The 12249-nt window shown below is 59.8% G+C and carries 9 protein-coding genes; 6 read left to right on the top strand and 3 right to left on the bottom strand.

Features of this window, described 5'->3' with window-relative positions; translation table 11 throughout:
- Positions 1 to 3: 3 nt before the first annotated feature.
- On the bottom strand, positions 4 to 1401 hold the full coding sequence (locus C3406_RS00325; protein ID WP_103823984.1) for a cytochrome c peroxidase: 1398 nt from the start codon (positions 1399 to 1401) through the stop codon (positions 4 to 6).
- 412 nt (positions 1402 to 1813) lie between these two features.
- Between C3406_RS00325 and C3406_RS00320 the strand changes: the two genes are divergently transcribed.
- The 6 genes from C3406_RS00320 (at position 1814) to fbpC (ending at position 9609) form a co-directional block, all read left to right on the top strand.
- Positions 1814 to 2443, top strand: coding sequence for a response regulator transcription factor (locus C3406_RS00320; RefSeq protein WP_103823983.1), 630 nt, complete (start codon positions 1814 to 1816; stop codon positions 2441 to 2443).
- Positions 2443 to 3984, top strand: coding sequence for an MASE1 domain-containing sensor histidine kinase (locus C3406_RS00315; RefSeq protein WP_103823982.1), 1542 nt, complete (start codon positions 2443 to 2445; stop codon positions 3982 to 3984). Before C3406_RS00320 ends, C3406_RS00315 begins: the two co-directional genes overlap by 1 nt.
- An 85-nt stretch (positions 3985 to 4069) precedes the next feature.
- Positions 4070 to 5371, top strand: coding sequence for an MFS transporter family glucose-6-phosphate receptor UhpC (gene uhpC / locus C3406_RS00310; RefSeq protein WP_103823981.1), 1302 nt, complete (start codon positions 4070 to 4072; stop codon positions 5369 to 5371).
- 13 nt (positions 5372 to 5384) lie between these two features.
- Positions 5385 to 6416, top strand: a complete 1032-nt coding sequence (locus C3406_RS00305; RefSeq protein ID WP_032616757.1) for an ABC transporter substrate-binding protein — start codon at positions 5385 to 5387, stop codon at positions 6414 to 6416.
- Positions 6417 to 6479: 63 nt separating this feature from the next.
- Complete coding sequence (locus C3406_RS00300; protein WP_103823980.1) at positions 6480 to 8558, top strand: ABC transporter permease; 2079 nt, start codon at positions 6480 to 6482, stop codon at positions 8556 to 8558.
- A gap of 4 nt (positions 8559 to 8562) precedes the next feature.
- Positions 8563 to 9609, top strand: a complete 1047-nt coding sequence (gene fbpC, locus C3406_RS00295) for a ferric ABC transporter ATP-binding protein (protein ID WP_103823979.1) — start codon at positions 8563 to 8565, stop codon at positions 9607 to 9609.
- An 87-nt stretch (positions 9610 to 9696) separates the two neighbouring features.
- Here fbpC and mmuM read toward each other — a convergent pair whose 3' ends face one another.
- Positions 9697 to 10629 (bottom strand): homocysteine S-methyltransferase, encoded by a 933-nt coding sequence (gene mmuM, locus C3406_RS00290; RefSeq protein ID WP_103823978.1) that lies wholly within the window; start codon positions 10627 to 10629, stop codon positions 9697 to 9699.
- Entirely contained in the window at positions 10616 to 12013 is a 1398-nt protein-coding gene (mmuP, locus tag C3406_RS00285; protein ID WP_103823977.1) for an S-methylmethionine permease, read from the bottom strand. Before mmuP ends, mmuM begins: the two co-directional genes overlap by 14 nt.
- Between the last annotated feature and the right edge of the window lie 236 nt (positions 12014 to 12249).

Here is a 12249-nt window from a genome sequence, read left to right as displayed (position 1 = left end):
CCTTTAATGGCCCTGAGGCTGCCAGGGGGTATAAACGCCGGTCAGGCTGTCGAGGAAGGCGACAATATCATCCACCTCGTTTTGCGGCAGGCTGGTGCCCACCTGATGGCGCAGCATCAGCTTCACCGCCTCGTCGAGGGAGGGCACATCCCCGCGGTGGAAGTACGGCGCGGTTAAGGCCACGTTGCGCAGACCCGGCACTTTCTGGCGCAGGCGGTCACGCACCTCATTAGTGACGTTCATGCGTCCGATATCCGCTGCCGTCACCTCGCCAAAGTCATACTCTTTTTTCAGCCCCAGCGGTTCAAACGAGCGTCCGCCGAGGATCACCCCGCCGTGGCAGGTGGCGCATTTGTTCTCCTTGAAAAGCTGGTAGCCATGCTTTTGCTGTGCCGTCAGGGCGTTTTCATCCCCGCGCAGCCACTTATCAAACGGCGCGTCCGGGGTGATGAGCGTTTTTTCATATTCGGCGATGGCATCGGTGATGGTGTCGCTGCTAAAGCCCTGCGGGTAGACCGCTTCAAAGGCTGTTTTAAGCGCCGGATCGGCATCCAGTTTGGCGATAATGTCATCCCAGGATTTCGAGGCCATTTCAATGGGGTTCAGCGGCGGACCACCGGCCTGTTTTTGCAGATCGGCGGCGCGACCATCCCAGAACTGCTCTACGTTAAAGGTGGCGTTAAAGACCGTTGGCGCGTTGATCGGTCCCACCGCGCCATTAACGCCAATGGAGGTCTGGCGCCCGTCCACACCACCTGCGTTCAGGGAATGGCAACTGGCACAGGAGAGCGTGCTGTCCCCGGAGAGACGGGTGTCGTGATACAGGCGGAAGCCGAGCGCGACTTTGGCTGCGTCAACCGGTAACGCCCGCGGCACCGGCTGCACCGGTTCATTACGATGGGCAGCCGCCACGTCCAGGCGGGCATAATGGCTTTCACGCTGCTTTTTAATCCAGTCCAGGATCAGCAGGCGCTCATCGTCATTCATTTGTCCGGCCCAGTGCAGCGCGACATAGCGTGTCGGCGGCATGGTCTGATGCTGCATCACCCATTCGATTTTATTCAGATCGCTTTGCGACACGGCACGATCATTAATTAATGCGCTGCGCACCGCTTCCAGATTAAAAGAGTTATAACCAAGGCGGGTGTCATATTCCATCAGCTGTTTCGCTACCGGAAATGAGGCGTAAAAAGGTAATGCGGCAGAGGGAGTATGGCAATAATCACATCCTTTCTCACGGAGCAGACTCAGAATCTGATTATTTTCTTTTATCGCAGAGAGCTGAACATCGCTTTCCTGAATACGGGCTTTATCGTGATACCAGACGTAGCCTGATAACCCCAGATAACAGGCCGCCGCGCCTGCAATGCATAGAGAGGCAATACGGGTTAATTTCTTCATTTTCCATCCTCGGGAAAAAAGCATCCATAAGAAGAATTCGTTTTATATTTTTAGCGGGATCATCATAAAAGGGTGGCGAGCGGGTTTGTTGACAGCAGTCAAGATAGATTATTGGCGAATGCTATTACTGGAATAGGATTTAACGATTGAAAGGTAATTCAATATTCACCCAAATAATAAACAAGAGAATATTAATATATATTTAAAATAATCTTTGCCCAAATTAATCATCACGGTTTATGCCGGGCGGCGCAGTGGGACGGTTTTCTGTTGGTTTTATAGGCCGGGTAAGGCGCAACGCTACCCGGCAATATTGCAATTTTGTTATATCCGTTACATAACCGCAGCCGCACAATTGCCAGCCACCCATTGACAGGCATCATAGGCGGATAACTTCGCAAAGGTATCTGAGATGATCAAAGTGGTGCTGGTGGACGATCACGTGGTGGTGCGTTCCGGATTCGCCCAGCTGTTAAATCTGGAAGACGATCTGGTGGTGGAAGGCCAGTACAGCAGCGCCGCAGAGGCCTGGCCTACTCTTAGCCGTGAGGCCATTGACGTGGCGGTGCTCGACGTCGCCATGCCCGATGAGAACGGCCTGAGCCTGCTCAAGCGCCTGCGCCAGCAGCGCCCGGGCTTTCGTGCCATTATCCTCAGCATCTACGACACTCCCGCCTTTGTGCAGAGCGCGCTGGACGCCGGGGCCAGTGGCTATCTTACCAAGCGCTGCGGCCCGGAAGAGCTGGTCCAGGCGGTACGCTCCGTGGGCATGGGCGGCCACTATCTGTGCGCCGATGCGGTCAAAGCCCTGCGCGGCGGTGAGCCGGTATCACAGGCGCTGGCGGTGCTGACCCCGCGCGAGAAAGAGGTGTTCGAGCTGCTGGTCCAGGGCAAAAGCGTGAAGGAGATTGCCTTCCAGCTCGAGCTCAGCCACAAAACCGTCCATGTCCATCGCGCCAACGTGTTGGGCAAACTGCAGTGCAACAGCACTATCGAGCTGGTGCACTTTGCCCTCGATCACCAGCTGCTGACTGGCCACTGATGCGGCGCTCCCTGCGGCACCTCATCCTCTCGCTGTTTATCATGCTGGCCTGGGGCACCGGCTGGCTGATGCTGTGGACGCTGAGTTTTTACCTCACCCGCAACGGGCAGCAGGCGGCGCTGTTTTTGCCTCAGGGGGTCTATCTGGCGCTGTTGATTGTGCTCTCGCGCCGCTTCTGGCCAGCGCTGATCCTCCCCCCGCTGGCAGCGATGTTCTGGCTGCACGGCGAACAGTTGCTGACGCATCACCTGATGCTGGTGGTGCCGCTGGTGGGCACCGTCAGTGCGTGGCTGGCGCAGCACTACTGGCACCGCTATCCCCTCTACTGGCAGCGCCTGTCGCTGCTGATCGCGGCAGTGACCCTCAATGCCCTGCTCCAGACCCTGATCCTGGCGCCGTTCCTTGAAAGCCCGGCCACGCTGCTGGTGCTGGCCTCCTTTACTGGCGGGGTGCTACTGACGCCGTTCGTCTACCTCGTGTTTGAGTTTTTGCGCCAGCAGCATCGCTACCATCTGCTGGGGCTCGATACCAGCAACCCGCCGCTGCGCACCTCGCTTATCATCTGGTGCAGCCTGTTTTTTATCATCGGCATCGGTACCCAAATGGTGCTCTCCCCCTCCCTGGAGCGGCTGCTGCTGATTGTGGTGTTTCTGCCCAACGTGGTGATGGCGTGGAAGTTCGGCTGGCAGGGGGGCGTGCTCTCCGGGCTGCTGGGCAGCATGATGATCACCATCGCCCGGCAGGTCGGGGTGGGGTTCAGCGATCTGCTGGAGCTGGAGATTTTCCTCGCCACCCAGTCGCTGCTGGGGATTGGGCTGGGGATCGCCATCAGCCGCCAGCAGCATCTGGCGATGAACCTCGATCACTATCGACGTCGGCTGGAGGCCGAGTTACAGGCCCGACGCGAGCTGACGGAAAAGCTGATCCATACCGAAGAGGATACCCGCAAGCACCTGGCCCGGGAGCTGCACGACGAGATTGGGCAGAACATTACCGCCATTCAGATCCAGTCCCAGTTGGTGAAACGGGCGGGAGATAATCCACAGGCGTTAGAGGCCGCCGGGCAGATCAACGAGCTGGCCCGCCGCATTCACCACTCCACCCGCCAGCTGCTGCGCCAGCTTCGCCCCCCGGTACTGGACGAGCTCTCCCTGAACGAGGCCCTGCACCACCTGGTGAACGAGTTCGCCTTTGCCGAGCGCGGCATTCAGTGTCGGTTTGACTACCGGCTTACCGCCCCGCCGCAGAGTGAAACCCTGGTCTTCACCCTCTATCGATTACTCCAGGAACTGCTGAATAACGTCAGCAAACATGCCAACGCCAGCGAGGTCAGCGTCCTGCTCTGTGAGCAGGATAACCAGCTGCGCCTGGAGGTTAAGGATAACGGCAACGGTCTCAGCACGCAGCAGATCCCCGGCTTCGGCATCCAGGGGATGCGCGAGCGGGTGCACGCCCTGGGCGGCGAGTTCACCCTGGAGTCGCAGGGCGGCACCCGCGTAATTGTTAACCTGCCCACAGTTTTGCAACAAACACACCGCTAACCAGGAAAAAGTCTTAGTCACGCCAGACTTTCTCTCATCCCTTTTTCCTCGCGCTTTCATACAGTCATTGCAAATGGAGAACGCCATGCCCGCACTGTCAGCTGAACAGGTTACTCAACGCTACCGCAGGCTGCGCCCGCGACTGCTGCTCTGCATGGCGACGGGCTACGCCGCGTTTTACCTGACGCGTAAAAGCCTCAACTACGTGCTGCCCGCATTGCAGTTGGATTTGGGGTTAAGCAAGAGCGATATCGGCCTGATCGGGTCACTGTTCTACCTCAGCTACGGCCTGTCGAAATTTGCCGCCGGACTGTGGCACGACAGCAAGGGCCAGCGGGCGTTTATGGGCATCGGCCTGATGGCGACCGGCGTGCTGAACGTGCTGTTCGCCTTCGGCGACTCCCTGCCCTTGCTGCTGTTTATCTGGACGCTGAACGGCTTCTTTCAGGGATGGGGATGGCCGCCCTGCGCCAGGTTGCTCACCCACTGGTATTCGCGCAACGAGCGCGGCTTCTGGTGGGGGTGCTGGAACACCTCCATTAACATCGGCGGGGCAATTATTCCGCTGATCTGCGCCTTCGCCGCCCATCGCTGGGGCTGGCAGGCGGCGATGCTGACACCGGGGATCATCAGTATCGTGCTCGGCCTGTGGCTGACCACACAACTGCGGGGCACACCGCAGGAAGAGGGTCTGCCGTCGGTCGGGGAGTGGCGCAACGATCCGCTGGAGTTGCGCCAGGAGCAGCAGAGCCCGCCGATGGGGCTGTGGCAGATGTTACGTACCACCATGCTGCAAAACCCGATGATCTGGCTGCTCGGGGCCTCCTATGTGCTGGTCTATTTGATCCGCATCGCCCTCAACGACTGGGGCAACATCTGGCTGGCGGAGAGCCATGGGGTGAACCTGCTGAGCGCCAACGCCACGGTGATGCTGTTCGAAGTGGGCGGCCTGCTCGGGGCCCTGTTCGCCGGATGGGGATCGGATCTGCTGTTCAGCGGCCAGCGGGCGCCGATGATTTTGCTGTTCACGCTGGGGCTGATGGTGTCGGTCGCCGCCCTGTGGCTGGCCCCGGTTCACCACTATGCCCTGCTGGCGATGTGCTTTTTTACGGTGGGATTTTTTGTCTTTGGTCCGCAGATGCTCATCGGCCTTGCCGCCGTGGAGTGCGGACACAAGCAGGCAGCAGGCTCGATTACCGGTTTTCTTGGCGTGTTTGCCTATCTGGGGGCGGCGCTGGCCGGATGGCCGCTGTCGCAGGTTATCGAACGCTACGGCTGGTCGGGGATGTTCAGTTTGCTCTCGATTGCCGCCGTACTGATGGGTTTACTCCTGATGCCGCTGCTGATGGCGGGCATCACCGCTTCTCGCAGTCACATAACGTCATAAAAAGGGCTGAATAATGAAAACAACGCTTCTCTCTACCCTCATTGCTTCCGGGATCGCGCTGGCAACCTTAACCGGTGCCGCACAGGCCAAAGGCCGCCTGGTGGTCTACTGCAGCGCCACCAACGAAATGTGCGAGGCCGAAACCAAAGCGTTTGGCGACAAGTACGACGTCAAAACCTCGTTTATCCGCAACGGCTCCGGCAGTACGCTGGCGAAGGTGGATGCCGAGAAGAAAAACCCGCAGGCTGACGTCTGGTACGGCGGCACCCTGGACCCGCAGTCTCAGGCCGGTGAAATGGGGCTGCTGCAGCCGTACAAATCGAAAAACCTGGAGCAGATCATGGAGAAATTCCGCGATCCGGCCAAGGTGAAAGGCAACCTCTCCTCTGCGGTGTACGTGGGCATTCTGGGCTTTGGCGTTAATACCCAGCGCCTGAAAGAGAAGAACCTGCCGGTGCCGCAGTGCTGGAAAGATCTGACCAAACCGGAATACAAGGGCGAGATCCAGATTGCCGATCCGCAAAGCTCCGGCACCGCCTACACCGCGCTGGCGACCTTCGTCCAGCTCTGGGGAGAAGATCAGGCTTTCGACTATCTCAAACAGCTGAACGGCAACGTCTCACAGTACACCAAATCGGGCATCGCCCCGGCGCGTAACGCTGCCCGCGGTGAAACAGCCATCGGCATCGGCTTCCTGCACGACTACTCGCTGGAAAAAGAACAGGGCGCCCCGCTGGAGCTGATCTCCCCCTGCGAAGGCACCGGGTATGAAATCGGCGGCGTCAGCATCCTGAAGGGCGCGCGCAACGAAGAGAACGCGAAGCTCTTCGTGGACTGGGTGCTGTCGAAAGAGGCCCAGGAGCTGGCGTGGAAGCAGGGCAAGTCCTATCAGATCCTGACCAACACCACCGCAGAGACCTCCCCGAACTCGCTGAAGCTCGATGACCTGAAGCTCATCAGCTACGACATGGATAAGTACGGCTCCACGGATGTGCGTAAGGCGTTGATCAACAAGTGGGTCAGCGACGTGAAGATGGGTAAATAAGCCCGCTATTGCTCCTTTGCCGGGTGGCGCTACGCTTACCCGGCCTACAACACCGGAATACCTATGTCACAGACACTCGCTCTCCATCCCGTGAAAAAACGGGATGCGGTCTTCCTTTGGGTTTTTGTTAGCTGGCTGGCGTTTGCCCTGCTGCCGAGCTGGAGCCTGGATTACGGCCTGCTGGAGTCCACCGGCGACGAGATCCTCGACGCCTACAGTTGGTCACACTTCAACATTAGCTGGCTGTGGTATCTGCTCCCCACGCTGCTGCTGGTGCGCCCGTTCACCGAGGCGAAGCGCGAGCAGCGCAGCCGCCACTACCTCGACGCCGGCTGGGCGCTGCTGTGCATGGCCTTTGTGGTCATCAGCGCCACCCTCGAAGGACGCGGCCTGGGCTACGCCACCATCGTGCTGTTTGCGGCGCTGGGGGCGATCATGACCCTGGCCCTGACCCGCCTCGAGTGGCTGGGCGGCGACCGCTTTGTCATCGGCTCGCTGATTACCATTGTCGCCCTGATCGGCATCTTTATCGTCTGGCCGAGCATCGCCATCTTTATTCCGATGTTCACCAACGACGCCGGGGAGTTCGCCCCGCTGGCGTTTATGAATGTGCTCTCCCAGGCGCATATCATTCAGGTGATCATTAACTCGATCCTGCTCTCGATCGCCGTCGGCATCGGCTGTACCTTCTTCGGCCTGGTGCTGGCGATCTACACCACCCGCATCGCCAGACGCAGCGCCATTATTGGCCGTATTTTCTCCATCCTGCCGATCGTCACCCCACCGTTCGTGGTAGGTCTCGGCGTGACGCTGATGATGGGCCGCTCCGGCTACATCACCGAGCTGATGGTGGACTGGTTTGGGCTGACCAATACCAACTGGCTGTATGGCTTCACCGGTATCTGGCTGGCGCAGGTGCTGGCCTTTACGCCGATGGCCTTTATGATCCTCGACGGGGCGATCAAGACCATTCATCCGTCGCTGGAAGAGGCGTCGTACACCCTGCGCGCCAGCCGCTGGCAGACCTTTAACGGCGTCTTTGTCCCGCTGCTCAAGCCCGCGCTGGCTAACGCCTTCCTGATCGTCATCGTCCAGTCGCTGGCCGACTTCAGTAACCCGCTGGTGCTGGGGGGCAACTTCGACGTGCTGGCGACGCAGATCTACTTCTACATCACCGGCTCTCAGCTCGACTACCAGGCCGCCAGCACCCTCGGCGCCTTCCTGCTGCTCTTCTCCCTGCTGGTCTTCTGCATTCAGTATATGTGGATCGGCAAGCGCTCCTACGTCACCGTCTCCGGCAAGTCCTACCGCGGCGACGTCCAGCCCCTGCCGGTCACCCTGGTGTGGAGCGTGGTTGCCCTGCTGGCGGTGTGGATCGCCTTTAACGCCCTGCTTTACGGCAGCATTTTCTACGGCAGCTTTACCGTCAACTGGGGGGTGGATTACACCCTGACGCTGGATAACTTTATCAAGCTCTTCGGCCAGGGGATGAGCGACGGGGCATGGCCTTCGCTGCTCGATACCCTGCTCTACGCCGGGATTGCGGCACCGATCACCGCCGCCTTCGGGCTGCTGATTGCCTGGGTGGTGGTGCGCCAGCAGTTCAGGGGCAAAAAGACCATTGAGTTCACCACCATGCTCTGCTTTGCGGTACCGGGCACCGTGGCGGGGGTGTCGTATATCCTGGCCTTTAACAGCGCCCCGGTGTACCTGACCGGCACCGCCGCCATCGTGATTATCTCGATGGTGATGCGTAACGTGCCGGTGGGCATTCGCGCCGGGATCGCGGGGCTGGGCCAGATCGACAAATCGCTGGACGAAGCCTCGCTGAGCCTGCGTGCCGGGAGCTTCCGCACCATCACCCATATCCTGCTGCCGCTGCTGCGCCCGGCCATTCTGTCGGCGCTGATCTACAGCTTTGTACGGGCCATTACCACCGTCAGCGCCATTGTGTTCCTCGTCACGCCGGATACCCGCGTGGCCACGGCCTACATTCTGAACCGCGTGGAAGATGGCGAATATGGCGTGGCGATTGCCTACGGCTCGATCCTGATTGTGGTCATGCTGGCGATCATTTTCCTCTTTGACTGGCTCATCGGTGAGGCGCGTATCTCCCGTTCAAAAGCCAAAAACCAGGCGTAACACTATGACTCAGAAACATTTCGTTGAACTGCGTAACGTGACCAAGCGCTTTGGCGCGAACACGGTGATTGAAAACATCAATCTGGCGATCCCGCAGGGGCAGATGGTGACGCTACTCGGCCCCTCCGGCTGCGGTAAAACCACGGTACTGCGTCTGGTGGCCGGGCTGGAAAAGCCCACCGACGGGCAGATTTTTATCGACGGCGAGGACGTGACCCACAGCTCCATTCAGCAGCGTGATATCTGCATGGTATTCCAGTCCTACGCCCTCTTCCCGCACATGTCGCTGGGGGAGAACGTCGGCTACGGCCTGAAGATGCTCGGCGTGCCGCGTGCGGAGATCAAAACCCGCGTCAAAGAGGCGCTGGCGATGGTGGATCTGGAGGGCTTCGACGATCGCTATGTGGATCAGATCTCCGGCGGCCAGCAGCAGCGCGTGGCGCTGGCCCGCGCCCTGATCCTCAAACCGAAAGTGCTGCTGTTTGATGAGCCTTTAAGTAACCTCGACGCCAACCTGCGCCGCAGCATGCGCGACAAGATCCGCGAGCTGCAAAAGCAGTTCAACATCACCTCGCTGTATGTGACCCACGATCAGAGCGAGGCGTTTGCGGTGTCGGACACCGTGCTGGTGATGAACAAGGGCAACATCATGCAGATTGGCTCCCCGCAGGATCTTTATCGCCAGCCCGCGTCGCGCTTTATGGCGAGCTTTATGGGCGATGCCAACCTGTTCCCGGCTACCTTCACCCAGGATTACGTGGCGATCCACGGCTATCGCCTGCCGCGCCCGCTGCACTTTGCCGCCCAGGGGGCTGGCACCGTTGGGGTGCGCCCGGAGGCGATCACCCTAAGCCAGCACGGCGAGACGAGCCAGCGCTGCGTGATCCGCCACGTCGCCTATATGGGGCCGCAGTACGAGGTGATTGTGGAGTGGCACGGGCAGGAGATTTTGTTGCAGGTGAACGCCACGCGGCTGCAGCCGGACGTGGGGGAAGAGTATTTCCTGGAGATCCATCCGTACGGGATGTTTGTGCTGGCTGAGGTGGCCTGATTGATGCCCGGCGGCGCTACGCTTGCCGGGCCTACAAACCGCATGAACCGTAGGCCGGGTAAGGCGTAGCCGCCACCCGGCAAAAACTTAGCGCTGCGCGTTCAAATCTGCAATGTCTTTCGGCGTGGTGCGACAACATCCCCCAATCAGCTTCGCCCCCGCCGCTAACCACTGCGGCAAATACCCCGCCAGCGTCTCGCACGCTTCCCCGTGCTGGTGCCAGGTCTTACTCACCGCATCATAATGCTCGCCCGAGTTCGGGTAGACCACCAGCGGCAGCGCCGTCAGGCTTTGCAGGTGTTGCAGCGCGCGAGTGGTCTTCTCCAGCGCGATACAGTTAATCCCCAGCGCAATTACCTGCGGGTAAGTCGCCAGCACAGAGACCACCTCACGCAGCGGCGTGCCGTCGCTCAGGTGCTCGCTGTCGCGCAGCGTAAACGAGAACCACGCCCGGGCGCGCGGGTATGTTGTCAGCAGATCCGCCAGGGCTTTAATTTCAGCAAACGATGGCAGGGTTTCGCAGGCCAGCAGATCCGCCCCGGCATCCAGCAACGCCTCTACCCGCGGACGATGAAAGGCGGTAAACACCTCTGCGCTGCGCAGATAGTCGCCGCGGTATTCCGACCCGTCCGCCAGATACGCGCCATAGGGCCCCACCGAACCGGCCACCAGCAGCGTACCGGCTTGCGGATTTTCCGCCAGATACGCTTCTCGCGCCTTGCGCGCCAGTTCGACGCTTTTACTAATTAATGCCCGGGAGTGCGCCTCATCCAGCCCGCGAGCGGCAAACCCCTCCGGCGTGGCCTGATAGCTGGCGGTGATCGCCACCTGCGCCCCGGCGCGGAAGTAGTCGAGGTGCACGTCGCGGATCAGCTCCGGGTTCTCCATTAATACTTTCGCCGACCACAGACTGTCGGCCAGGTTACAGCCGCGCGCTTCCAGCTCCGTTGCCATCGCCCCGTCCAGCACCACAAACGGCTGGGTTTCAAGAAGGGCGGTAAGCGGATTATTCTGCGACATGTTCAGGCTCCTGGGTTTTCAGATTTTGAGTAAGGTAGTACGCGCCATAGCAGAGCGCCACAAACGGCAAACCACAGTAAAGGGCAATGCGCTGGCTCGGGTCAAAGGCCAGGCCGACGCAGGCCACCAGGCAGAGGATAAAGCCCAGCACCGGCACCAGCGGATACCACGGGGCGCGATACTGGAGCTCGCTTAAGGATTTGCCCGCCTGCAGATGGCGACGGCGGAAGACAAAGTGCGAGGCGCAGATGCTGATCCACACCGCCACCACCGCAAAACCGGAAATCGCCGACAGGGCGACAAATACCGTATCCGGAGCCACGACGCTTGAGAAGAGCGCCAGCACGCCACCGAGCATCGACACCGACAGCGCCGTCAGCGGCACGCCGTTTTTGTTCACCCGGGCAAAGCAGCGCGGCAGGGTATTTTCATTCGACAGGGACCACAGCATCCGCCCGGAAGCGTAGAGTCCGGAGTTGGCCGCCGAGAGGATCGCCGTCAGGATGACAAAGTTAACGATATCCGCGGCATACGGAATGCCCACCTTCTCAAACACCAGCACGAACGGGCTTTTTTCCACTCCGGCCTGCTGCATCGGGATCAGCGCCGCCAGCACAAAAACGGTGCCGATAAAGAAGATGATCAGCCGCGCAATGGTGGTGCGAATGGCGACAGGAATCACCTTGTGCGGATTTTCGGTTTCACCCGCCGCAATGCCGATCAGCTCGGTGCCAGAGAAGGCGAAGTTAACCGCCACCATGGTCATCAGGATCGGCAGCCCGCCATGCGGGAACCAGCCTTCGGCGGTGATATTCGTCAGCCCCGGCGCGGGAGAACCGTCCTGCATCGGGATAAAGCCGAAGATGGCCGCGCCGCCCAGAACAATAAAGGCGATGATGGTGATGACCTTCACCAGCGAGAACCAGAACTCCCCTTCGGCAAAGAAGCGGGTCGAGATGACGTTGAGGGCAAAAATGACCGCGCAGAAGATCACGCACCACACCCAGACCGGTACCTGCGGGAACCAGTACTGCATGCAGAATCCGGCGGCGGTAAAGCTCGATCCCAGCGCTACCGTCCAGGTGAGCCAGTAGAGCCACGCCACGGTATAGCCGGTTGCCGGGCCGAGATAGCGTGCGGCATAGACGTGAAAGGCGCCGGTCTCCGGCATCGCCACAGAGAGTTCGCCGAGGCACTGCATCACCAGCCAGACCACCAGCGCGCCAATCAGATAGGCCAGCAGCGTGCCCGCCGCCCCGGTGGTGGAAATAATGTAACCCGTATTAAAAAAGAGCCCTGTGCCAATCACGCCGCCAAGCGACAGCATGATCAGATGGCGAGTCTTCATGGTGCGCTGTAGCTGCCCGTTTTGTTCTGTTTGCATATCACCTTCTATACGTATGGACATCTAAACATCCAAAAGAAGGTATGTTTATACCGCGATTGTTAACAAATTGCTAGCCATGCACCAGACGAAGACGCGCGCGACGGGCGCTCAGCCGGGGCCGCACCGTGTAAATCACGTAGAGATAGGGTCGCCATGCCATAGGACACCTCCTGCAAACCGGTACTTACAGCATGTACCGCGCCGGGCCCCGCGTCGGTCAGGCGAAAGTGGGA

Origin of the sequence: Leclercia sp. LSNIH8, assembly GCF_002920195.1 — a bacterium.
In the GTDB taxonomy this organism is placed as follows: Bacteria; Pseudomonadota; Gammaproteobacteria; order Enterobacterales; family Enterobacteriaceae; genus Enterobacter.
Note: the sequence above shows the minus strand (reverse complement) of the source record. Positions and strands in the feature narration are given on the sequence as shown.